At 48.3% G+C, this 23660-nt stretch carries 19 protein-coding genes; 8 read left to right on the plus strand and 11 right to left on the minus strand.

Annotation, left to right across the window (positions count from 1 at the left end):
* Positions 1-72: 72 nt before the first annotated feature.
* Positions 73-1851, plus strand: coding sequence for a CHASE3 domain-containing protein (locus FPE01S_RS06310; protein WP_046367950.1), 1779 nt, complete (start codon positions 73-75; stop codon positions 1849-1851).
* Here the strand turns inward: FPE01S_RS06310 and FPE01S_RS06315 are convergent.
* The 5 genes from FPE01S_RS06315 to FPE01S_RS06335 are packed head-to-tail and all read right to left on the minus strand — an operon-like array spanning position 1840 to position 9350.
* Positions 1840-3051: a family 16 glycosylhydrolase gene (locus FPE01S_RS06315; RefSeq protein ID WP_052955548.1), complete on the minus strand. Its 1212-nt coding sequence runs from the start codon at positions 3049-3051 to the stop codon at positions 1840-1842. The genes FPE01S_RS06310 and FPE01S_RS06315 overlap by 12 nt on opposite strands.
* A 9-nt stretch (positions 3052-3060) precedes the next feature.
* On the minus strand, positions 3061-3834 hold the full coding sequence (locus tag FPE01S_RS06320; protein WP_052955549.1) for a glycoside hydrolase family 16 protein: 774 nt from the start codon (positions 3832-3834) through the stop codon (positions 3061-3063).
* Positions 3835-3845: 11 nt separating this feature from the next.
* Positions 3846-4733 (minus strand): PKD domain-containing protein, encoded by an 888-nt coding sequence (locus FPE01S_RS06325; RefSeq protein WP_046367951.1) that lies wholly within the window; start codon positions 4731-4733, stop codon positions 3846-3848.
* 17 nt (positions 4734-4750) lie between these two features.
* Positions 4751-6244, minus strand: coding sequence for a RagB/SusD family nutrient uptake outer membrane protein (locus FPE01S_RS06330; RefSeq protein WP_046367952.1), 1494 nt, complete (start codon positions 6242-6244; stop codon positions 4751-4753).
* 16 nt (positions 6245-6260) lie between these two features.
* Positions 6261-9350: a SusC/RagA family TonB-linked outer membrane protein gene (locus FPE01S_RS06335; protein WP_046367953.1), complete on the minus strand. Its 3090-nt coding sequence runs from the start codon at positions 9348-9350 to the stop codon at positions 6261-6263.
* A 206-nt stretch (positions 9351-9556) separates the two neighbouring features.
* Here FPE01S_RS06335 and FPE01S_RS06340 point away from each other — a divergent pair, with 206 nt between their 5' ends.
* Positions 9557-12442 (plus strand): ligand-binding sensor domain-containing protein, encoded by a 2886-nt coding sequence (locus FPE01S_RS06340; protein WP_046367954.1) that lies wholly within the window; start codon positions 9557-9559, stop codon positions 12440-12442.
* Between the two features lie 314 nt (positions 12443-12756).
* Here FPE01S_RS06340 and FPE01S_RS06345 read toward each other — a convergent pair whose 3' ends face one another.
* The gene (locus FPE01S_RS06345; RefSeq protein WP_046367955.1) at positions 12757-13074 is read right to left on the minus strand and encodes a carboxypeptidase-like regulatory domain-containing protein; all 318 of its coding nucleotides are present in this window, start codon (positions 13072-13074) and stop codon (positions 12757-12759) included.
* Positions 13075-13235: 161 nt separating this feature from the next.
* On the opposite strand from FPE01S_RS06345, the gene polA reads away from it, so the two are divergent.
* Positions 13236-16058 (plus strand): DNA polymerase I, encoded by a 2823-nt coding sequence (gene polA, locus FPE01S_RS06350; RefSeq protein ID WP_046367956.1) that lies wholly within the window; start codon positions 13236-13238, stop codon positions 16056-16058.
* 10 nt (positions 16059-16068) lie between these two features.
* The gene (locus FPE01S_RS06355; protein ID WP_052955676.1) at positions 16069-16719 is read left to right on the plus strand and encodes a DsbA family protein; all 651 of its coding nucleotides are present in this window, start codon (positions 16069-16071) and stop codon (positions 16717-16719) included.
* Here FPE01S_RS06355 and FPE01S_RS06360 read toward each other — a convergent pair whose 3' ends face one another.
* From FPE01S_RS06360 to FPE01S_RS06380, 5 genes are read right to left on the minus strand one after another with little or no spacing between them, the layout of a single operon-like run.
* Positions 16720-17310 (minus strand): nitroreductase family protein, encoded by a 591-nt coding sequence (locus FPE01S_RS06360; RefSeq protein WP_046367958.1) that lies wholly within the window; start codon positions 17308-17310, stop codon positions 16720-16722.
* Positions 17311-17329: 19 nt separating this feature from the next.
* Positions 17330-17788, minus strand: a complete 459-nt coding sequence (locus FPE01S_RS06365) for a DUF6265 family protein (RefSeq protein WP_052955550.1) — start codon at positions 17786-17788, stop codon at positions 17330-17332.
* 2 nt (positions 17789-17790) lie between these two features.
* A complete protein-coding gene (locus tag FPE01S_RS06370) occupies positions 17791-18294 on the minus strand; it encodes an SRPBCC family protein (protein WP_046367959.1) in 504 nt (167 codons plus the stop codon).
* 3 nt (positions 18295-18297) lie between these two features.
* A complete protein-coding gene (locus FPE01S_RS06375) occupies positions 18298-18687 on the minus strand; it encodes a VOC family protein (RefSeq protein WP_046367960.1) in 390 nt (129 codons plus the stop codon).
* Between the two features lie 16 nt (positions 18688-18703).
* The gene (locus FPE01S_RS06380; protein ID WP_046368719.1) at positions 18704-19117 is read right to left on the minus strand and encodes a DUF1761 domain-containing protein; all 414 of its coding nucleotides are present in this window, start codon (positions 19115-19117) and stop codon (positions 18704-18706) included.
* Positions 19118-19189: 72 nt separating this feature from the next.
* Between FPE01S_RS06380 and FPE01S_RS06385 the strand changes: the two genes are divergently transcribed.
* From FPE01S_RS06385 to FPE01S_RS06400, 4 genes are read left to right on the plus strand one after another with little or no spacing between them, the layout of a single operon-like run.
* Complete coding sequence (locus FPE01S_RS06385) at positions 19190-20260, plus strand: sensor histidine kinase (RefSeq protein WP_245623953.1); 1071 nt, start codon at positions 19190-19192, stop codon at positions 20258-20260.
* Positions 20261-20262: 2 nt separating this feature from the next.
* On the plus strand, positions 20263-21012 hold the full coding sequence (locus FPE01S_RS06390) for a LytR/AlgR family response regulator transcription factor (RefSeq protein ID WP_046367961.1): 750 nt from the start codon (positions 20263-20265) through the stop codon (positions 21010-21012).
* Positions 21013-21052: 40 nt separating this feature from the next.
* On the plus strand, positions 21053-21676 hold the full coding sequence (locus tag FPE01S_RS06395; RefSeq protein ID WP_046367962.1) for a DUF5606 family protein: 624 nt from the start codon (positions 21053-21055) through the stop codon (positions 21674-21676).
* Between the two features lies 1 nt (position 21677).
* Positions 21678-23411, plus strand: a complete 1734-nt coding sequence (locus FPE01S_RS06400; RefSeq protein ID WP_046367963.1) for a M3 family oligoendopeptidase — start codon at positions 21678-21680, stop codon at positions 23409-23411.
* The last annotated feature ends 249 nt before the right edge of the window (positions 23412-23660 follow it).

A 23660-nucleotide genomic window follows, 5' to 3' on the forward strand; every position in this document is an offset into this window, starting at 1 on the left:
ATTACCATCGTTGTCTCCCACGCTTCCTCGTCTCGGTTTTTTTTAGTAACTTATGGCGCAATCCTATCGGAAATGAATAACCGTAAATCCCTCCCAGACCGGATCAAAGCGTCATGCCATAAACTGGCCAGCTGCTTCCCCTCCTTCAGGGATATATTTACCGATCAGGGACCAAGATTCACTACCGAGCAAAACCTGTTGCTGGTATCCTTCGTCATTATTCTTGGAATACTGTTGCTGGGAGCGAAAACCTGGCAAAACAGCGAGATCAACCTCGATACATATCATCGCGTCGACCATACCCGGCAGGTATTATATGATGCAGAGCAGATTTCTTCTGCAGTCAAAGACCTTGAACTCGGTGTAAGGGGCTACGTCATTACCGGAGATTATACTTTCCTCGGCCCATTTTATTCTACCCAACAAACCATTTTCACCCGAATAGCAAATCTGAAATCCCTTTCACGTGACAACCACTTGCAGCAGGCAAGGCTCGACACACTGAAAGTACTCCTGCAGAAAAAACTGGCCTTCCTGGAACAAAGTATTGCTGTCCGGAAAAAAGACGGCGCAACTGCTGCGGAAGCTTTCGTAACCGGCAACCCCGGTGTGAACCGCATAAAATTCCTGGACAGAATCATTGAAGAAATCAAAACAGAGGAAAACAAGAACCTGGCCGAACGGAAAGAAGCCAGTGCACTCAGCAATGAAACCTTCTCGCGGCTGAATATCTTCCTGGCTGCACTATTGATTCTACTTGTAACGGCTGCTACCTATATCCTCTGGAAAAACACGCAAACTACTACCAAGGCAAGAATTTTACTGGAAAACAACCAGCAGTTGCTGCAGGCTATTATCGACAACACATCGTCCATCATCTATGTAAAAGACATCTACGGAAGGTTTACACTGATCAACCGGCAGTTTGAAAAAACATACGGTTTGTCTGCTCCGGACGTAGTGGGCAAAACTGTTTTTGATTTCAACAACGATACCTACGCTATGGAGTATGCACGCAATGACGCGGAAGTGCTCGAGCACCGGAAACTGATCGAAATGGAAGAGGAGGGCTTTATTGAGGGGCAGCTCCACCACTACTACTCCATCAAGTTCCCCCTGATCGATCGTAACGGTGACGTATATGCCATTGCAGGAGTCTCAACAGATATCACGGATATTATTCTTAAACAGAAGATCCAGCAGCAAAAAGAGATCGTTGAACATACCCTGCGCACCCAGGAAAACGAAAGGAAAGAGATCGGGCTTGAACTGCATGATAACATCAGCCAGCTTTTGGCATCGGCCAAGATGATGCTCGATACCGCCTTACGCAATGTGGAAAGAAAGGACGAACGCCTGGAAAAGGCAAGAAATGATGTGTTCACCGCCATCAATGAAACCAGGAAACTGTCACATTCCCTGGTTTCTCCTTTGCTGGACAAACAGGAAATAACCACGGCTATTCAGGACCTGACCAATGACCTCAACCTGGCTGCCAGGATGAAAGTGACTGTTGCTTTCAATGGCAAAAAACTGCTGAACAACCTGGACGAGAAACTAAAGATTTCACTGTACCGCATCATACAGGAGCAGACCCATAATATTGTAAAATATGCCCAGGCGAGCAATGTCAGTATTTCGCTTAAAGCCACCCCCAATGCTGTAAACCTTGCCATCGAAGACGACGGTATTGGCTTCGACACACACGGTAAGGCAAAAGGCATTGGCCTGCAGAACATACATAACCGGGTGACTTTTTACTCCGGTAAACTGGATATTATTTCGTCACCCGGTCAGGGTTGCAGGCTGCTGGTGGAGATTCCCAGTTTCTCCCAGCCATCACTGGTATAGACGGATATAATCCACGATCAGCCATTGCGGGAAAACACTGGTCGCGTCCGGTGACCCCGGCCAGTTTCCTCCCACAGCAAAATTTACAATGAAGAAAAAGTCTTCGTTGAAAGGATAAGTCTGCGGCGCCACCATAGTTTTGGTGACCGTATAAAACAATTGATCATCCACGTACCACCGGATGGTGTCTTCCTCCCATTCCAGGGAAAATACATGGAACTCATCATTGAATGTCTTACTGCCGGGCAGCGTATAAGTGCCGCTCGTGTGAATACTGCCCGGACCGGGACCATAATGCACGGTTCCCAATACTTTACCCGGCTCGTTACCCACCAGCTCCATGATATCAATCTCGCCACTGGTCGGCCAGTTGCCAAACTTGTTCCCTTCCGGCAACAGCCAGAATGCGGGCCAGAACCCCTTTCCTTTGGGAAGGATCGCCCGGATATCGATTCTACCATATTTAAACGCATTCTTTCCAGCACCGATAATCTTGGATGAGGTATAAGCACGGCCACCAAGACTTTCCTTCTTGGCCTCGATCAGCATCTTCCCTTCCTGGAATGTCAGGTTCTCCGGCCGGTAATACTCGAGTTCGTTATTGCCCCATCCACAGATATTGGGACATCCGTCGCCGTTCTGGAAAGTCCATGACTGTATATCAACGGCCGGTCCGTCGCACTCATCTGACCACACCAGTGTTTTCCCTACATAAGTGGTCGCAGCGTCGTACCCGGCATTGTTGATCACAATTTTGCTGTCGTCATTTTTGATGGATACAGTAGCTGTTGAACGGGACAGGGTAGCATTGGAAGGTGATGATAACTGTATGCTGAACGTTTCATCCGGCTCACGGATATCATCTCCCGAAACAACAACCGTTACCGATTTGGTCTTTTCACCAGGTGCGAATACCAGGGTCGCATTGTCAACGGCAGTGAAATCGCCTCCTGCTTTCGCGGTACCCTCTGCAGTTGACCATTTGACACTAACCTCTTTCTCTGCATTTCTGCTCAGGCTTACTGATACTGAAAATTGCTGACTGGCGGTATTTCCCTCAAACAGGGCAACATCTTCAATACTGACAGTTGGCGGAGTCGAAGGCGGAGCCGGATCAGGGTCTGCAGATTTTTTACCACAGGCGGACAACACGGCAATTGTCAGCAATAGGGGTTTCCAGGGCAGGTAATTGATTTTCATGTACATACTTTATTGATAAATCCTCACATAGTCCACCAGCATGCTTTGTGGAAAGATGCTTTCATCTACACCCATCTTACCGCCCCAATTGCCACCTACAGCCACATTCAGCAACAGGTGAAATGCTTTGTCAAACGGCCAGTCGTCAATACCGCTTCCGGTATTGGCAAACTCGTGGTAAGTTTTTCCGTCTATCTGGAATTGAATTTTTTCATTCGTCCAGTTGATCCCATAAATATGAAATTCATCACCAAGACCTTTCATCAGTAATCCCTTTCCTTTCTGGGTTCCGATCACGTGATTGAACGATTTGGTGTGTACGGTTCCGAAAACTGAGTCGGGGAGATAGCCCACAAATTCCATGATATCGATTTCGCCTGCCCGGGGCCAGTCGCCATATTCCCAATAAGTAGGCAACATCCAGATAGCCGGCCAGATCCCTTTACCTTTCGGCAGTTTTGCGCGTACTTCTATGCGGCCAAAAGTCCAGTCACCCTTACCTTTCGAGAACAGTCTTGCTGAAGTAAACTTTCCGCCGTTGTAAGCTTCCTTTCTCGCTTCAATAATCAGCATTCCGTTTTCCACACGGGCGTTCTCCAATCGCCTGACTGTGTAGTACTGCAACTCATTGTTGCCCCAGCCATGACCCCCGGAATCATAACCCCATTTGGAACTGTCTGGGAGGCCCTTGTAATTGAACTCTTCCGACCATACGAGTCGGGAAAATTGTGCCTGTAACATTCCGCTACAGGCACAAAAAATGAACATTAAAATCAAACGCATGCAATTCTGTTTTATGGCTGTTTCGCTTTAAAGGTAAAGCGCCACTGACCCCAGCCGTACATTTTCTGAACAACCATTTTGCTTTCCGTCATTTCAAGAATATTATACGTAATGAACTCTTCTGGAGCAGCTGTCGTTCCGTTCTCTCCCACTTTATACAGGCCAAGGTGTGCACCGGTACCCATTACCTTGATGGTGTTGGCGGTGACCTTAAAGGTGAAGTTGCCGGAACCCCAGGCCTGGTATTTGGCAGGCACAGCTGTCATAGGTGTACAACCTACAGGTAATCCGATATCCGTCGGCCAGGGTGCCCCGCCTTCATCATCGATCCACATGTCACCATGGTTATCAAAACTGAAAGTGCCATTGCTGTTGAATGTCCACTCGTCATCGAACTGGCAGGAACGTGCTGTCACATCCCCGGGACCATTTGCCCACCACTGGCCACCGCCGGGATCACCTACCCATAGTGCACCACCGCCCGGTTGTTCCAGCACCCATACCTTGCTGCCACAGGCAGTCAGCAGCCTTTTGTTGCCGATACAACCATCGGGGTCATCATTTTCAACAGTCACTTCCTGGCTAGACAAACCGTAGCCGCCATCGCCCAGTACCATCAGCGAGATGGTATACTTGCCTTTTTCAGGAAAATACGCGGTGTCCACAGCTTTGCCGGTTTTTGTTTCATCGCCCATGGTCCATTTGTAAATGAACGGCTCGCCGGAACTCGTACTGGTCAACAGGTATTTGTTTACTTCTCCTGCGATCGGCTGGACCGTGAAGGAGGACACCGGTTTAGGGCCCAGGGTATCCCGTCCGTCTTCGGGAGAACAGGCCAGCAGCGAAGCAGCCGTCAATGCCGCTGTCGCCAGTTTTTTTATATTATGATGTAGCATCATGTCAGAATGTTTTCAGCTTAGTAATTGGGATTCTGGATAAGTGTCTTGTTGGTTACATCAATTTCCACTTGTGGAATTGGTAACACTTCATTCTTGCCGGAAGTAAAGCCCTGATCAGCAAGCACGGCAGCCGCTTTGCCCGTACGTACGAGATCAAAGAAGCGGTGCCCTTCCGTTGCAAGTTCCAGGCGGCGTTCGTTGTAGATATTATCCAGTGAAGGGGCAACTGAACCAAGTCCGACCCTTCCGCGAACCGCGTCCAGCAATGATTTGGCGCGACCGGCATCTCCGCCGCCACGCACAAGAGCTTCTGCTTCGAGCAGATAGGTATCTGCAAGGCGGATCTCGATTTCATTGTATGGCCAGTTGATCTCTGATGTACCGACAGTGGAACGATAAGCCTTCTGAGGTGCATACTTCCGGATAAAATAATCGGTGTTCTGATAGCGGGCATTGTAAGTGGCGCCTTCCGCTTTCATCTTTTTGCCATCAACGATGGTGAATTCAAACCGCGGATCATCCTTCATTGCCTCTACAAGATCAAGTGTAATAGGACAGAATCCCCAGCCATTGGAATAGACATTTCCATTATAGTCAGCAGCGCCGATAAACTGAACACCAACATTGCCTTCACCCCCATTGATCCAGCCCCAGTCGCCCCAGGCAGCCAGGTTGGAATGCTGGATTTCCAGGATGGATTCTGCATTGAACTTGTTATCCGGCCGGAAGATGTCACCGAAGTTGGTCAGGAGCTGGTAAACACCACCCGAGTTCACCTCTTGCAGCAATTGTGCAGCTTCAAGCATCCTGCCATCATTGTTCTGAAAGATGATCACCTTACCCAGCAATGCAGTCGCAGCACCCCTGGTAATACGGCCATTTTCATTTACAGGCACCGTAGCCGGAAGTCCAGGCCTGGCTTCGTTCAGATCTTTTTCAATCTGCGCGTAGATATCCTGCGGTTCAGACTGAGGGAAAGAATACAACTGATCTGAAGAAATCGGCCCGAGAATCAACGGGATCTTTCCAAAGAAACGGACAAGGTCGAAATAGAAATATGCCCGGAGGAATTTTGCTTCTGATTCAGCCCGCATTCTAAATGTTTCGGAAATGCTGGTTGAACCTTCCAGCTTTTCCAGCAAAAGATTTGCTTTGTAAACACCGGAATAGTTTTTCTGCCATAATCCCACCTGGGGCCCGCGTTGAGGGTCCAGCGTGAAGTTGTCATAAGCCACCCAGTTGGGCTGATCGGAGGCATCACTGCCCCCTGCATAAGCTTCATCAGATGCCGCTGTCAGCAGGGGCATTTTCATGGTATACCCGCCACTGGTACCCCAGCCCATTACGTCATACACTGCCACAAGGCCTTGCGCCAGCTCGTCTTCGTTGCGATAAAAATTTGCTTCCAGCTCTGTTCCTCTGGGGGTTAGTTCCAGGAAGCTCTTGCTGCATCCTGTCAGTATGCCGGCCCCGATTACCGCGATACCGATATATAATTTGAATTGTTTCATGTTTTCAATTTTGAGATTAGAACCCTACATTCAGGCCAAACAATAATGCTCTCGGCTGGGGATAGATGCCACGGTCAACACCAAAGCTGCCGCCGCCAATCTCCGGATCGAAACCGTCATACTTGGTGAAAGTGATCAGGTTGTTTCCGGTAAAGAATACGCGCACCTTGTTCAGTCCGATCCGATTGATGATATGCTGCGGCAGACTGTAACCAATCTGCAAAGTTTTGATGCGGAAATAATCACCATCCTGCAGCATGATATCAGAACTGTTGCTCCAGTTTTTGTTCTGGTCATCCAGCGTTACACGCGGTATGGAATTGCTGGTTCCTTCTCCATGCCAGCGGTCGAGCGCTTTGGTGCTCCAGTTTGCTGAAGGAAGGTCGAAACGGCGGATAGCCTGTAATACCTGGCTACCGGCAATACCCTGACCAAAAAGAATGACATCAAATCCTTTGTATGCAGCATTAACAGTAAATCCATAAGTAAAATCCGGGTTTGGATTTCCCAGTATTACCCGGTCTTCAGCAGAGATCAGGCCGTCTCCATTATAGTCAACGTAGCGCAGATCGCCTGGCTTGGCCAACGGCTGAATCGGATCGCCATTTTTGTTTTTGTAATTTGTTACGTCCTCCGGCGTTTGGAACAAGCCATTGGTTTTGTATCCAAAGAATGCACCGTATGGGTTACCCACAATATGGCGGGTGTATTCCACGCCCTGCGGGCCATACACGAGTCCTTGCAAATAGTCCTTATCCGGTCCCAGGTAAGTAATCTCATTCTTATTATAGGAACCGTTCAGGTTGACGCTGAACTTGAAATCGCCAATATTCTGATTGTAACCAACCGCCAGCTCAATGCCTCTGTTTTCCATAGTAGCGACGTTACCCACCGGGCCATTATTACCGACATACATAGGCACACGAACATTTTGCAGCATATCCGTGGTCTTCTTATTATATACATCCACAGTAACACTCAGGTGATTGTTAAGCAATACCGCGTCTAAACCGATATTAGTCTGAACAACAGTTTCCCATTTGAGGTCTGGATTGGCGATAGCATTAGGGCTTACACCATTGATCAACTGATCACCGAAAACATAGTTTCTGCCGCCACTGACTGTAGACACAAACCGGAAGGCTTCCAGGTTGTTGTTTCCGTTTTCACCATACGAAGCGCGAAGTTTCAGGAAACTGGCAACTTTTGGATTCCAGAAATTTTCTTCGCTGATTACCCAACCTGCGCTAACTGATGGGAAATAACCATAGATGTTATTAGACCCGAATTTTGAGGAACCATCCCTGCGCATCACTGCTGAAAACAGGTACTTATTATCATAGGCATACTGCAATCTGCCGAAGAGAGAGGATAGCGTAGATTCCCATTCACCGCCCCAGAAGTATTGGTTGGCCTGAGACACAGGAAATGCCAATGACGCTTCACGGATATTGGTTGCCGGTATACCGGTACGGGTACCGCCCTGTGTTTCCCCTGCAAATCTTTGTGCCGTGATACCTATAAGCAGAGTGGCATCGTGTTTACCAAAGGTCCTGTTATAGGATGCTGTATTCTCCCACACCCAGTTCAAAGCCCGGTTAGAGTTTCTTGTATAGTCATTAATTAGGTTCTGGTTGGTGGCATTCAGGTAAAATACAGGCGAAAAACTTTGGTCCCCCCAGAATGCCAGATCTCCACCAATAGTAGATCTGAGCTTCAGACCCTCAATGGGAGCGATTTCAAGATAAATATTGCCGAGTATCTTGTGCGACCATCCATTGCCCTGGGCCACTTTCAACCCGGCCACGGGATTCAGGATTTCGGAAGTGACAATTGACGAAATGCCATAAGGGTTGCCATTTTCATCACGAACAATGTCCGGCATTGTATAAGGAGACTGGCTGAGTTTTGCAGGATCTGTCTCAATAACAGGTGTAATCGGGTCCATATTGATGGCCCGGTTTAATGGTGTTCCCCACTCGTCATTTGTACCCACTCCGGTTGAGTTGATGTAAGTATATCCGATATTATTCCCAAAGGTTATTGCCTTGGTGATCTTGTGGTTGGAATTAAACCTGGCTGTAAATCGTTTGAACTTACTATTACTGCTCGCCACAATGCCCTCCTGGTTCAGGAAGCCGAAAGAAGTGAAATACGTTGACTTATCACTACCCGCACTGATACTAAGTTCATGGTTCTGCATGGGAGCGTTGTCGTTAAACACCTGTGCCTGCCAATCAGTACCCTTACCGAGTGCTGCGGGATCTGGAAATCGGATATTACCACCCGCTGCTACGGACGCTTCATTATATAAGGTAGCATACTGTTCTGCATTTAACACCGGTATTTTACGCCAGGCCTTCTGAACACCCGCATAACCGGTATAATTGACATTGATCCTCCCGGCACGACCCCTTTTGGTTGTTATCAACACCACTCCGGCACCTCCCCGGGCACCGTAAATAGCGGCAGATGCGGCATCTTTAAGCACATCCATGGTTTCAATATCTGCCTGGTTGAGATACTCAATTCCGCCATCCACCACTACTCCATCAACTACATACAAAGGCTGACTTCCGCCGTTCACCGAACTGATACCACGGATATAAATAGTCGAAGCCGCACCAGGCTGACCGGAACTTGCAGTAATTGACACCCCCGCCACGCGACCCTGCAGCGATTGCTCCACCCGGAATACCGGCATATTTTCCAGGTCAGAAGCCTTCACCGAAGAAATCGCGGTAGTCACTGCCCGTTTCTTCTGCGTGCCATAACCTACCACAATCACCTCATTCATGCTGGTAGACAGCTCATTCAGAGTGAAATTGTAAGCACTGCCAGGTGCCACGGCGAATTCCTGGGTGCCGAATCCAGTGTAAGAGATCAACAGAATGGCACCCGGAGGCGCCTGGATAGAAAAGTTACCGGTAGCATCGGTAGTAGTTGAAACTGCCCCTCCCTTGACGGTGACGGTGGCCCCGGCCAACGGATCACCATTTACCTTATTGGTGATCTTACCGGTAACTGGCTTGTCCTGCGCAAGCAGCAGGAATGGAAAAGCCAGAGAAAGGAATAGGCTGACAAGCAATGCCCTTTTCTTTTTCATATAGCAATTAATTGGTTAATTAAATCCGGGTAAGCATTCCCGGAAGCGATCGTAATGACCTTCCAAAAGTAGATTCGACCTGCTCAGATTGCCAGTTTTCGACTACATCACTACTACATCAAACCGCTCATTTTACGCGCAAAAGCCGTTATTTCACTACATCAGGTGATGTAAACATCATTTCAATTGCTATTTTCATAGGACCGATGGCTGCCAAAACGATTTTAACTGCCCTGACCCTGCTGCTGGTACTGTCCGGCATGGCTCAAAACGGGATCGACATTCCCGATGTAGTCAATTATTCGAAATTTGATTACAATGCCGGCGCACAAACCTGGGATATCCGCCAGGACAAATCCGGCATTCTTTACTTTGCCAACAATGAGGGGTTACTGGCGTTTGACGGTACCAGTTGGAAAACCTATCCACTTCCCAACAAGACGATCGCCCGTTCCATCGAGATCGGACCGGACAACAAAATATATATCGGCGCCCAGGACGAAATGGGCTACTTTTCTCCCGACCAGCAGGGTCGTCTTGGTTATCACTCTTTGAAACCACTTTTGCCGGAATCCGAAAAATCCTTTGCCGATATCTGGGACGTGATCCCTTTTGACGGCGATATCTTCTTCCGCTCTTCCAACCGCATTTATCAATATGGCAATCAGCGTATCAAAACCTATCTAACCCCGGCCTGGCAGTTTATTGCCGTCTGCAACGGTCAGCTGATCGCGCAGGACAATAATTTCCGTTTACTCACTTTTCAACGGGGTTCCTGGGTTCCGGTCATCGACACCAGGCTCATGCCGGCAGAGTACATGATCACCGCAGGCCTCGCCATCAGCAGTGACAGCACCCTCCTGGTTACACTGAAAAACGGTTTATTCCTCCTCACCGCCAATACTGTTTCTCCGATCATATCGCCCGGGCTGGAGGAAGTGGCCGACCAGCATATATATTCCGCTGCCGTGGCAAGTGATGGAACCTTTGCCCTTGGCACTACCCTAGGCGGCGTCTATTTTGTGGACAAATCCGGCAGGCTACTCCGCCATATTTCCCGGGAACAGGGCCTGCAGAATAATAATGTACTCTGCCTTTTTTCCGATCGGCAACGAAATCTCTGGCTGGGACTGGACAATGGGATCGACCTAATGGTCTATGATCAGGCGATCCGCCACTTTTACGCCGGCAGCCAGAATGAGAGTTCCGGGTACACTTCTATTCTTTTTGACAACCAGCTTTACCTGGGAACCTCCAACGGCCTTTACGTCGCCCCGATCGATACCGGCAACAACAGCATCCGCATGTCTGCCGCCTTTACCGCAGTACCCAATGCCAAAGGCCAGGTCTGGAACCTCGCGGAAGTGAACGGACGCCTCCTGATGGGCCACCACGAAGGCGCTTTCCAGGTCAACAAAAACAGGGTTGAGCTGCTGGACCGCCAATCCGGTTTCTGGACCTTTCTGCCGCTCCAGAATATCCTTCCCGCTTCTACAATGGTTGCGGGTAATTATATGGGATTGCGTTTTTTCCATTTTGACGGAGAAAAATTCACACTGCTGACCCAGCAGGCGAATTTTGAATCCGCCCGCTTTGTATCCGTTGATGGCGAAAACACCATCTGGGTCGCCCACCCTTACAAGGGTCTGTACCGCATTTCATTGCTGGGGAACTCGGCGCCAGGGGTAAAATTGTTCGGAGCAACTGAAGGCCTGCAGGGTGTCAATTTCATCTTCCCTTACCGTAACAAACTTCTCATCGCCACGGAAAAAGGCATCTACGAATACCTCCCGGACACGGAAACCTTTCAGCCAAACGTCTTCCTTACCCGGTTTTTTGCCAGCAACAGTATCCGCTACCTCAGGGAAGACGCTGCCGGGAACATCTGGTTCGTTCACGAAAAGACACTCGGCGTAATTGATATGTCAGATGGACAGGGGAAAATCACCTATATCCCGGAACTCAACAATAAACTCGTGAGCGGTTTCGAACACATCAATCCGCTCACGCGCCAGGACGTTTTGGTTGGTGGAGAAAAAGGTTTTTACCTGGTCAATCTCGAAGCCTACAAGAAGAAAAAATCGCTTCTTCCCATCAGTCTCCGTAAGGTCGCTATCGGAAAATCCTCCGACAGCCTGATCTTCGGCGGCTACTTCGGTGATGTCGGAAATGCCCAGCTGCAACCACTCGACAGGATATTCGAGATTGATCACGGTTGCAACTCCATCCATTTTGAATACGCCGCTCCGAGTTTTGGCAATAACCTCAATCTGGAATACAGCTACCTGTTGAAAGGCTTTGACCAGAACTGGTCAGAATGGTCCAGGAAAACAGAAAAAGACTATACCAATTTACCAGCTGGTCAATACACTTTTCAATATAAAGCGAGAACCAACCTGGGCCTGGAATCAGATGCAGGCACATACACCTTTTCCATCAAACCACCCTGGTACGCCAGCCGGGAAGCCTATTTCCTGTACGTCCTGATATTTTCCGTGGCCGTTTACGCACTGTATCAGTGGCAGGAAAAAAGGTTTCTGAAACAACAGCAAAAACACGATGAAGAGCAAAACAGGCTACAATACCTCCACCAGCTGGAGATGGAAAAAACTGAAAAAGAAATTGTAAAGCTGCGTAACGAAAAACTGGAAGCAGAAATAGAACATAAAAACACGGAACTGGCATCAACAGCCCTTCACCTGGTACAAAAAAGTGAACTGATTGCCAAGGTGAAAGAGGACCTGTCAAGGCAGTTGCGGACAGTGGAAAGCACGAGCCCGCTGGATGACCTTAAACGGATGGTGAAGGTGCTCGGAGAGGATGAAAAAATGGATAAGGAATGGGAAACCTTTGCGCATCATTTTGATAAAGTTCACAGCGACTTCCTGGTCAAGCTGAAAGCGCAACACCCCATCCTCACTGCAAACGAACTCAAGCTATGTGCCTATCTCCGCATGAACCTGACCACCAAGGAAATTGCCCCGTTGCTAAAAATCTCGGTGCGTGGTGTTGAAATCAGCCGTTATCGCCTCCGCAAAAAACTACAACTCCCAACAGAAACCAACCTGTTCGATTACCTCATTGCTGTCTGAGGTATCCACAAAGGTTTTGCCATTTTCCGGAATTTGTTCCGGAGTATGATGAAATATGTTCCGAAGTATAGTGAAATATGTTCTGAAACACTGGTTTACCTCAATTCATTCGGAATTCATTCGGAATTCAACCACAGATCGTTCTCGAAATGGATTCCGGCGCGGAACAGCATTGGAAGCTGAAAAGAGATAACATCAACGTCGAAATCTCTGTGTTATTATTTACCGCTCACATTTCCGCTTGGGGACTTTCACAAAAAAAAAGAGCGGCAGGCTCCAAAGCCCGCCGCTCATTCTTTTATTCGTGAACCTGCTTATTTTTCAAGCTTGATTTCACCCACGTCTGTAGCTGCGTTGTCTTTCACGCTAACACCTTCTTTAGCCTGATTCTTATACGGAGCTTTTGCTTCAATGATCAGACGATAATCACCAGGTTTTACATTAGTGATCTCGAATGCACCATTGTTAATAGCCGCTTTCGCAGTATCAGTTGCAGAAAGCGCCCATGCCTGCACTGCACCATCTGCCGGAGACACGGTACCCTTAATTGAACCGGTATCCAGTCCACGAAATGCAAAGAGTCCTGCTGTCATAACACCAAGCGCGAGTGCGGTCATTTTCATCTGTTTCATAAACTTATTTTTTGAATGGATAAATGAATTGCTGATTCGTCTTACTCTATTCAAGCACCGTGCCAGCTTTGCCTAAATGTTTTGTTAACGAATCGGCTGGCTGATGCCGTCGCTCATTGTAAAAAAACCATACCAGCCCCCTATTTCCTCTATATTTGCTCATGGACAAAAGGCTATTTCTCCTGGATGCAATGGCACTGATATTCAGGGCCTATTATGCCCTGATCCGCAGCCCGCGTATCACTTCCCAAGGCAAAAACACCAATGCACAATTCGGGTTTACCAATGCACTGCTCGAGCTGATCAACAATCGAAAGCCATCGCATATGGCTGTTTGCTTTGATACACACGCCCCAACAGAACGTCATACTGACTTTGCAGAATACAAGGCCAACCGGCAGGATGCACCGGAAGATCTTATACTTGCCATTCCCGACATCAAGCGCATCATCCGCGGATTTAATATTCCGGTAATGGAGTTCGATGGTTATGAAGCAGACGACGTGATCGGCACGCTCAGCCAGCAGGCCGCCGCCGCAGGCTATGAAGTATTTATGGTTACACCAGACAAAGATTATGGCCAGTTGGTATCGGACATGATCAGGATCTATAAACCCGGCTACCAGGGCGGTGATATTGAGATCATGGGTCCCGCTGAGGTTTGCGCAAAATGGAATATCAAAGACGTATCTCAGGTAATTGATGTGCTCGGATTGATGGGTGATGCTGTTGACAATATTCCTGGCATTGCAGGTGTGGGAGAAAAGACAGCAGCAAAATTACTCGCGGAACATGGCTCCCTTGAAAATATTCTTGCTGCTGCTGATAATATCAAGGGCGCACTGGGAGAAAAGATCCGGAATGGCCGTGAATCAGCCATCCTCTCCAAGAAACTAGCTACTATCATAACTAACGTTCCAGTAGCGTTCCACGAAGAAGATTTTAAACTCAAGGACTGGGATAAAGATGCGCTCCGTGAAGTATTCGGCGAACTCGAATTCCGGACTTTCGCTAAACGGGTACTGGGAGAAGAAATTCCACTTGCATCCGGCAAAACACAAGTTCCGCAGGGCGTTCAGACCGATCTCTTTGGTAATGTTGTTGCCACTACTGTTGCAGAGACTGTCATTATTCAGGAAGAAGCAACAGATGTATTACCGGCTGACCGGAATATCCGCAATACCCCGCATCGTTATGAGTCCGTTGAAGGATTAGATGCCATACAGGCGCTCGTCAAAAAACTTGACACCGCTCCGGAGATCTGCTTTGATACTGAAACTACCAATATCGATGCCAATGACGCCGAGCTGGTCGGGTTAAGCTTTTCCATTCAACCCGGCGAAGCCTGGTATGTACCCTGCCCGCCTGATCAGACGGCCACCAAATTGATCCTCGCACAGTTCGCAGCACTCTTCAGCGACCCTTCCAAAACCTGGGTGGGACAAAACATTAAGTATGACCTTCTTGTGCTGAAATGGTACGGCATTGAGATCACCGGTAACCTGTTTGACACAATGCTGGCACACTATGTAATCGAGCCGGAAGGCAAAAGAAGCATGGATCTCCTCAGCGCCAAATACCTGGGCTATGAGCCGGTGCCCATTGAAGAACTCATTGGCAAAAAAGGAAAAACCCAGGGCAATATGCGCGATGTGGAGTTAGAGAAAATAAAAGAGTATGCAGCAGAAGATGCCGACATTACCCTGCAGCTCAAACATAAGTTTACGCCATTACTGAAGACCCTTGAAGTACAGAAGGTTTTTGACAAAGTGGAAAACCCGCTCGTAAAAGTGCTGACGGATATGGAATTCGAAGGCATCAAGGTGGATACCGGCTTCCTGATAGACTATTCCAAAGAACTGGAAAGAGAAGCCAAAACTTCGGAAGAAAAAGTTTATCAGCAGGCAGGCGTTCGGTTTAATCTCGCATCGCCACGCCAGCTCGGAGAAGTCCTGTTTGAGAAACTTAAGATTGATCCAAAGGCGAAAAAAACAAAAACCGGACAATACGCTACCGGTGAGGATGTGCTGACCAAACTGGCCATGCAGAATCCCATCGTGGATGATATCCTTGCATTCAGGGAACTTACCAAACTGAAGTCGACCTATGTGGATGCACTGCCATTAATGATCAATCGTAAAACAGGCAGGGTCCATACCTCGTATGCCCAGGCAGTTGCTGTTACGGGGCGCCTCTCAAGCAACAATCCAAACCTGCAGAATATTCCCGTACGCACCGAACGCGGCAGGGAGATCCGGAAAGCATTTATTGCGCGCGACAACGAGCATACAATTCTCTCAGCCGACTACTCACAGATTGAACTCCGCATCGTTGCTGCTATCAGCGGTGATCCCAATATGTGCGAAGCTTTCCGGCTCAACAAGGATATTCATACAGCAACAGCCGCTAAAGTGTATGGCATTCCGGAATCCGAAGTAAATAAGGATCAGCGCAGAAAAGCGAAAAGCGTCAATTTCGGCATTATATACGGACAGGGTGCCTTTGGGCTGGCAGACAATCTGGGTATCAGCAGAACGGAAGCAAAGGAGATCATTGATAATTATAAAAAGGAATTCAGTGGCATTACCCGTTATATGGACGAAACCATTCTCTTTGCCAGGGAAAACGGTTATGTGCAAACGCTGATGGGCAGAAAACGCTGGTTACGCGATATCAACTCCTCTAACTTTACCGTAAGGGGTTTCGCGGAAAGGAACGCCATCAATTCTCCCATTCAGGGTTCTGCAGCGGATATGATTAAAATTGCAATGGCGTCATTGCATGAAGCCATCCGGAGGGAAAAACTCGCCAGCAGAATGGTGCTGCAGGTGCATGATGAATTGGTTTTTGATGCCAGGACCGACGAAGTAGACCGGCTCCGGCCACTCATCATTGAATGCATGCAACAGGCACTACCACTTCCGAACGGTGTGCCCGTAATTGCTGAAGTCGGTAATGGTGAAAACTGGCTGGCTGCTCACTAAAAAAACAACAATGCCTACTATCATATATTGTTACGATGCCTATTGTGGCTGGTGTTATGGATTCAGTCCCATTATTAAAAGCATCGCTACCCTATACGCAGACCGGCTGACATTTGAAGTACTGTCAGGCGGAATGATTTTACCGGAACAGCCGCGCCATATCGGAGTAATGGCCGGGTACATCAGTGAAGCCTACAAATCAGTAGAGGAGTTGACGGGCATCCGGTTTGGAGAAGATTATCTGTGGCATATTTTTCATCCCGAGGAAAGTGACTGGTATCCCAATTCAGAAAAACCTGCTATCGCACTTTGCATCTTCAAGGAAATCTATCCGGAACAACAGGTCTTCTTTGCTTCAGACCTGCAATACGCCCTTCACTTTGAAGGACGGGACCTTTGCGATAATGAGGCCTACCGGCACCTGCTTGTTAAATACCAGATCGACGAAGAAGATTTCTACACGAAACTGGCCAGCGAGGAATACAAAGAAAAGGCCTACTACGAATTTTCGTTGTGCCGGCAGCTGAAAGTAAACGGCTATCCAACGGTATTCATGCAGGTATCAGAATCAAAATTCTACCTGGTGTCGCGCGGCTATACGGAACAGAACAGCCTCGTGCAACGCATCGAGGCTGTTCTGGCAGATATCAACAAGAACTGATCAGCTCCATACAAATTTCTCTGAAAGTGGCTTCAGTCGCTTACCGTTTGCAGGTTCTGCATCAGAATATCCGAAGTACAGGATGCCCAGCACGATATCGTGTTCCCCCAACTGCAGCAGGGTCTTGAGCGCGGGATTATGGGCCAGTCCACCAGTGCTCCAGAAACTGGATATGCCATGCGCCGTAGCAGCCAGCAGTACATTTTGTGTTGCAGCTGCAGCAGCGGAGATTTCTTCAATTAGCGGAATCTTGGGATTGTCGCCCCTTTTCATTACAGCCACTACAACATGCGAGGCGAGGTCCCCCATATGTTTCAACTTGTCATAAGTAGCCGTCGTAAATCTTTCTGCAGGTGTGATTTCCTTCCAGGTGTCAGCATGTGCCTGGCAAAATGCCCGGCCCTTATCGCCGGAATGGATCAGGAACAGCCAGGGCTCGGTATGGCCATGTGTCGGTGCCCAGTCCGCCATTTCTATAACAGCACGAAATTCTTCATCTGAGATTGGCTTGCCGTTCAAACTGGCAGGCTTGGTACTTCTTCTTTCCCGGATCACTTCACTAACCAGTGCAGCTTTATTGTTTTCATTCATGCTGCAAAACTACGGGACGTCACTTCACTTTTCTGAAATAATAATCCACGCGCTTCTCCGGTGCAAGAGCGCCGCCGTCAATCCATGCATGTAGGGAGTCTGCGGAAACCAGGTGGTAGATCACCCGTTTGGGAAAGTCATGGTCATTGTTCTCAAACACAAATATTTTCTTTTCAGCAGACACGAGAAAAAATGCGGTGGGCTTATTGTCATTCTGGTTGGCGGCCGTGGCAACATATACGATCTGACCGTTTCGCCGGCTTAGTTTAACCGTTTCTGTGACTACCGTATCTTCTCCTTTCAGCAAATAGGAACGGCCAGACAACTGTTGGTCATCGGCCTTTTTCCATTCTTCAAAGCCTGGTGCTTCCACGCCCTGGCGTTGCCACCGTCCTTCGAGTGCCATCAATTGTTGAAAATTCTTTTTGTCCTGCGGCAAAAGGAACGAAATCAATACCGCCAGAGAAAATATTTTCATTTTCAGGAGTTTAACATGTTCTGTAACCTTTCATCTCTGTTGCGCAGATCAATTCCTCCTTCCAGCAGGCTTTTAAGGTTTGCAAGGTAAAATGTCCATCCGGTCTTGCAGCCCACATGCCAGTGCATTCTTCCCTGATCATCATCGGGAATCGCTGTCTGTTCCAGCGTCACCAGTACAAGATCCCTGACAGTTTCGAGCAGTACGGTACAATTGCCGGCCTGCCCGAAACTGAAGCCGAACCGGTCAGTTCCGTTTGCCTCGAGTATAGTTCCCGTTTCCACCACTTCATCCGGATAACCGAACCACCGGAAAGAATAGGTCTCCCCGTTGGTTGCCAGGGAATCCGCTTCCTTATCAGCACCGCCTGCATCATAAAATATGCACTCCCGCAGAAACCAGCTTTCCATACCAGTGCGGGTTGTCCATGCAGCATACACTGCTTCCCTGGGTGCATGGACGTCGATCCGCACCCGGAATACCGACCAGTCGTTTTTGTTTTCCATGTTTTATTGTGGCGGAATGGAATGCAGCGCCACCCTGTTTCCTTCCGTATCAATGAATACGGCCATGTGCCCGATCTCCGGACTTATCTCTGTTTTAGGCACCACGATGCTGCCTCCTGCTGCTTCGATCCGGTCCAATACTAGCTGAACGTCAGGATTTGCATTCAGATAAACCAATGTTCCGTTGGTTTGCGGCTGATAAAAATCCGGAGCAAAAGTGAGTGCTCCTGCAACTCCGGACATCATATCCTGGATCGGAAACATCCGCATCTGAATATTGGGCATGTCCATAGCCTCGAGCTTGATGCCAAAAATAGTTTCGTAAAACTTCTGTGCCCGGCCAAGATCTGTTGTCGGGATCTCGAACCAGCTGATTGCATGTTGTTGTATCATGACAAATTGGTTTGGTTTATCTCCATAATCCGATTACTGCCCCCATGATGACAAGCGAAACAATACTGTATCCGCCATTGATGAGGATAAGTTTCCAGCTTTTTTGTTCAAAAAGGCTGTGGATGGCAATGGCGCAGAAAGTCCAGACTCCCGCCAGAAATCCGGCCGTCATTCCCCAGGATACATCGGTTTTCAGCTGGGGAGTATCCACCAGGAACATCGATAGATTTGCCGCCATGATCAGGGAAAAGATTGCTGTAAACCCAAAGATTTTTCCCTTGTTCCCCTGTCGGATCGTTTCTTCCGTCAGCTGGTTTTCCTTCATCCAGGCCTTGCCAAACAAGCCGGGAGAATACCAGATCCCGCCGATTACAAAAGCAGACAATCCCGCCACGAGAACTGCCCACCAGTTGACTGTTGATATGTCCATATAAATGATTTGCATCCTAAACTATTGTCTAATTTCAGGGTAAGCAAACCCGACTTACCGAAACCCGATTTCATGGGAACGAATCCGGCATTTTTCCCGACGAATGCTCCGGCCGTGACCGGACGGTTGAATGACATCGGCTTCAGGATCATCCTGATCCCGGTGCTGGGCATTGTCATTCCCCTGGCTACCGGGCTGATCCCACCCGGTCAGTTCACCCACTGGCAGATCAAAATGAGCTACTGTTATACCATCGGGATCGCATTTCTCATCTGGCAGGGAAACCGGTATCTGCTTTTCACCCTGCGCAGCTATTTTAACTGGTTCAAATATCCCCTCCGGAAAATTGCCGTATTGCTGATCGTAATCCCCCTGTACACCATTCCCGTCGCAGTACTGCTGCTGACCGGCTGGTATCAGATCTTCCTGCAAGGGAAGACCGACTGGACGAACATTGTACAGACAACCCTGATCATTCTCGTAGCAGTGGTTTTTATCGTGCACGTGTATGAAACAGTATTTCTGGTAAAGGAATCAGAATCCGAAATGTTGCGTAATGCCCAACTGGAGCGGGCAAGAACAGAAACGGCACTTGAAGCCCTCCGGAACCAGATCGATCCGCATTTCATTTTCAATTCACTCAACACCCTGAGTCACCTGATAGAATCATCACCGGAGAAAGCCAGACAGTTCAACGACACCCTTGCAGACACTTATCGGTACATCCTTTCCAACAAAGGCCGCGATCTCGTTTTATTGAGAGATGAGCTGAGCTTCCTGGATAATTTTTTTGCGTTGCTGAAAATCCGTTTCGGTGATGCCCTGATCTGTGAAAACCTGGTGGCTGATGCTGACTGCGACAAATACCTTTTGCCACCCATCTCCCTGCAGCTGCTGATGGAAAATGCGATCAAGCACAATGAATTCAGTCGCCAGGATCCGCTGCAGATGAGGGTTTCGCTTGTTGGTAAAACACTCGTGTTTTCCAATATGGCCCGTGAAAGAAGGCAAGACAGGCGATCCAGCGGCATTGGCCTGAATAACCTGCAGAAGCGCTACCTGCTGATCACCGGATTACCCATCGATGTGATCGATGCAGAAAATTCTTTTGTGGTAATGTTACCTGTTCTGACACTCGATTGAATATGAAAATTCTCATCATAGAAGACGAAAAACCTGCAGCTGAAAGACTGTTCGCAGCCCTGCAGGGCATAGAAGGTCAACATGAGTGCCTGGCAACACTGGAGAGTGTGCGGGAAGCCGTTGCCTGGCTTTCTGCTCACCTTTCACCTGACCTGATCTTTATGGATATTGAATTAAGTGACGGACAGTCATTCTCAATTTTCGATCAGGTCACCATCAGCTGTCCCGTGATTTTTACCACCGCCTATGACGAATACTGGCAGGAGGCCTTCGAATACAACAGCATTGAATACCTGCTGAAGCCGATCCGCCAGGAACGGTTACAGGCCGCTTTGCAGAAATATGCGACGCTGAAACAGCATTTCGCCGGCTCCCTGGAACAGTTGCGCAGCCGGCAGCAGCAACCCGCGGAATACCGCAAGCGATACCTGATCAAACGCGGCAGCGATTACGTATCGATCAAAACCGAGCAGATCGCCTACTGTTATGCCGCCCACAAACTCGTTTGCATCGTTGATGACACCGGCCAGCGGTACCTGCTGGACAAATCACTCAGCGACCTGGAAAAAGAATTGAACCCGGATCAGTTTTTCAGGGTAAACCGGAAGTACCTGGCGCATATCAATGCCATTTCCCGGCTACGCTCGCCAGGTAAGGGAAAACTGCTCGTCGAATTCGACCCGCCGGCCCCGGAAGAGGTAGCGGTCAGTACCGAGCTGATCCTCCGCTTTAAGGAATGGATGGATGCCTGAGCATTTTTACTATCTTGCACGTCCTTTACAATTTTGATTTATGGAATACAATAGAATTATTGCCGTTACCGGTCTGCCCGGATTATTTGAACTGCTTAGCAGTAAAACCGATGGCGCAATTGTGCGTTCCCTGGACGATAACAATACACGGTTCGTTTCGTCCCGTATTCATAATTTTTCCCACCTGGAAAGCATCGAAATCTATACCGTTCGCGACAACGTGAATCTTGTTGACGTTTTCCAGGCGATGGAAAAAACTGCCGAAGCCGCTCCGGATGCAAAAGATACCAGTGCTGTTAAAGGATTTTTCCAGAAAGTATATCCTGACATGGACTTTGAGCGTGTGTATACCAGCGATATGAAGAAAATGCTGAAGTGGTTTGACGTGCTTAAAAAGAACAACATCGAGATCAAACTTACCGAAGCGCCGGCTGAAGCGGAAGTAGCAGAAGCTACTCCTGAAGCGGAAGCCCCTGCTGCAAAAGCGCCGAAGGCCAAGACTAAGGCAGCAGCTGAATCAGCGGCAACTGAAGAAACGAAGCCGGAGAAAAAGGCTGCCCCTAAAGCTGCTGCAACCAAAAAAGTTGCTGCTGAGGGCGATGGAACAGAAAATGCAGATAAGCCCAAGAAAACTGCCCGCAAGAAAAAAACAGAAGAAGAATAATATGGCTTCAACGCTGACCTATTCCGCTATACTGGAACATAAGCCCCGGCATTTTCTGCCGGAAGATTTCAAAGTGACCACATGGGAAACCCTGGAACCTTATTTCAGGGACCTGGCTGATCGTCCGCTGGAGTCGCGTTCCGATCTGGAACAGTGGCTGAAAGACAGCAGTGAACTGGAAGCCGTTGTCGGCGAAGACGCCGCCTGGCGGCAGATCCGCATGACCTGCGATACGGAAAACAAGGACCTGGAAGAGGCGTTCACCTATTTTGTGATGGAGATCCAGCCACAAATCCAGCCTTTCGCAGACCAGCTGAACCGAAAACTGATCGACTCTCCGTTTACGCAGGAACTGGATAAAAAAGAATTTTTTACCTACCTCAGGAGCGTAAAAAAGTCAATTGATCTTTTCCGAACAGAGAATATTCCGTTGCTGGCAGAACTAAGTGTTTCTGCACAGCAGTTCGGTGTGATCTCAGGCAAGATGACGGTTACAATCGACGGTAAGGAATATACGTTGCAACAGGCATCAAAATTCCTTGAAAACCCGGACAGGACGAAAAGGGAAGATGCCTACCGCAAAATCCAGGAACGCCGGTACCAGGACAGAGAGCAATTGAGCGGCCTGTACAGCAGCCTGATCGCCAAACGTCACCAGGTTGCCCTGAATGCCGGATTCAGTAATTACCGCGACTACAAATTTGTCGAAATGGGTCGCTTTGATTATACAAAGGAAGACTGCTATGCATTTCACGATGCAGTAAAAAAACATGTGGTACCACTGGTCGCTGCTATCTACCGCAAGAAGCGGGAAAAGCTCGGGCTGGACAAACTTCGTCCCTGGGATACGGAAGCGGAGCCGGAAGGCATCACACCATTACGGCCTTTCCAGGGTGGTACGGAATTGCTGGAGAAAACCATTTCATGTTTCCGGGAGATGAGGCCCTTTTTCGCCGACTGCCTGGTGACGATGAAAAATATGGGGAGACTGGACCTCGAAAGCCGGAAGGGCAAAGCACCTGGCGGCTATAATTGTCCACTCGCCGAAACAGGAGCGCCATTCATTTTTATGAATGCGGCCGGACAAATGCACGATGTCACTACAATGGTACATGAAGGCGGTCATGCAGTTCATTCTTTTCTCGCTCATCCATTACCGTTAAGCGCTTTCAAGGAGTATCCTATGGAGATCGCTGAGGTGGCAAGTATGAGCATGGAGTTGTTCAGCATGGATCACTGGCATAGTTTTTTTGATAAGGAAGAAGAACTGACAAGAGCAAAAGAACATCAGCTGGAAAGAGTGATCACGATTTTTCCATGGATTGCCATCATTGATAAATTTCAACATTGGGTTTACGAGATTCCCGGACATACGCCAGAAGAACGAACAGCAAAATGGATCAGCATCAATGATGAGTTTTCAACAGGTGAAATTGAACTGAGTGGATTGGAAGAATTCAGAAAGTACAGCTGGCAACGGCAATTGCATCTCTTTGAAGTACCCTTCTACTATATCGAATATGGCATTGCACAGCTTGGTGCGATCGGTATGTGGATGCAGTATAAGCAGAACAGGGAAGCTGCATTAGACAACTATATGAATGCACTCGCGCTGGGAGGAACCCGGACTTTACCTGAATTGTACGAGGCTGCGGGGTTAAAATTTGACCTGGGACCAGACCGTGTTAAAACATTGATGGATTTTGTGGAGCAGGAAATGGCTCAGCTGGGTTAAATCTGGGTTAAGTGCCAAAAAATACCCTAAATAGGGTATGCTAAAATTTTGCGGTTAATGATTTATAACAATATATTTGTACAGGAAAACACTTAGAAGCATAAAGCTTCTTCTAAAATAGCTACTAATCAGAGCCTTAACCAAAAGTCCCGGTGTGTCTACATCGGGGCTTTATTTTTTCCGGGAATTCCGGGAAGGTCAGATTAGCTTCTTAAATCCGCGCTTTTCCACGTCCACGCAAGGTTTCCG

Origin of the sequence: Flavihumibacter petaseus NBRC 106054, from assembly GCF_000974785.1 — a bacterium.
Lineage (GTDB): Bacteria > Bacteroidota > Bacteroidia > Chitinophagales > Chitinophagaceae > Flavihumibacter > Flavihumibacter petaseus.

Bases quoted from the DNA above. Each gene is read 5' to 3' on its own strand.
- FPE01S_RS06310 (WP_046367950.1), top strand. From the start codon at position 73: ATGAATAACCGTAAATCCCTCCCAGACCGGATCAAAGCGTCATGCCAT.
- FPE01S_RS06315 (WP_052955548.1), bottom strand. From the start codon at position 3,051: ATGAAAATCAATTACCTGCCCTGGAAACCCCTATTGCTGACAATTGCC.
- FPE01S_RS06320 (WP_052955549.1), bottom strand. From the start codon at position 3,834: ATGCGTTTGATTTTAATGTTCATTTTTTGTGCCTGTAGCGGAATGTTA.
- FPE01S_RS06325 (WP_046367951.1), bottom strand. From the start codon at position 4,733: ATGATGCTACATCATAATATAAAAAAACTGGCGACAGCGGCATTGACG.
- FPE01S_RS06330 (WP_046367952.1), bottom strand. From the start codon at position 6,244: ATGAAACAATTCAAATTATATATCGGTATCGCGGTAATCGGGGCCGGC.
- FPE01S_RS06335 (WP_046367953.1), bottom strand. From the start codon at position 9,350: ATGAAAAAGAAAAGGGCATTGCTTGTCAGCCTATTCCTTTCTCTGGCT.
- FPE01S_RS06340 (WP_046367954.1), top strand. From the start codon at position 9,557: ATGGCTGCCAAAACGATTTTAACTGCCCTGACCCTGCTGCTGGTACTG.
- FPE01S_RS06345 (WP_046367955.1), bottom strand. From the start codon at position 13,074: ATGAAACAGATGAAAATGACCGCACTCGCGCTTGGTGTTATGACAGCA.
- polA (WP_046367956.1), top strand. From the start codon at position 13,236: ATGGACAAAAGGCTATTTCTCCTGGATGCAATGGCACTGATATTCAGG.
- FPE01S_RS06355 (WP_052955676.1), top strand. From the start codon at position 16,069: ATGCCTACTATCATATATTGTTACGATGCCTATTGTGGCTGGTGTTAT.
- FPE01S_RS06360 (WP_046367958.1), bottom strand. From the start codon at position 17,310: ATGAATGAAAACAATAAAGCTGCACTGGTTAGTGAAGTGATCCGGGAA.
- FPE01S_RS06365 (WP_052955550.1), bottom strand. From the start codon at position 17,788: ATGAAAATATTTTCTCTGGCGGTATTGATTTCGTTCCTTTTGCCGCAG.
- FPE01S_RS06370 (WP_046367959.1), bottom strand. From the start codon at position 18,294: ATGGAAAACAAAAACGACTGGTCGGTATTCCGGGTGCGGATCGACGTC.
- FPE01S_RS06375 (WP_046367960.1), bottom strand. From the start codon at position 18,687: ATGATACAACAACATGCAATCAGCTGGTTCGAGATCCCGACAACAGAT.
- FPE01S_RS06380 (WP_046368719.1), bottom strand. From the start codon at position 19,117: ATGGACATATCAACAGTCAACTGGTGGGCAGTTCTCGTGGCGGGATTG.
- FPE01S_RS06385 (WP_245623953.1), top strand. From the start codon at position 19,190: ATGGGAACGAATCCGGCATTTTTCCCGACGAATGCTCCGGCCGTGACC.
- FPE01S_RS06390 (WP_046367961.1), top strand. From the start codon at position 20,263: ATGAAAATTCTCATCATAGAAGACGAAAAACCTGCAGCTGAAAGACTG.
- FPE01S_RS06395 (WP_046367962.1), top strand. From the start codon at position 21,053: ATGGAATACAATAGAATTATTGCCGTTACCGGTCTGCCCGGATTATTT.
- FPE01S_RS06400 (WP_046367963.1), top strand. From the start codon at position 21,678: ATGGCTTCAACGCTGACCTATTCCGCTATACTGGAACATAAGCCCCGG.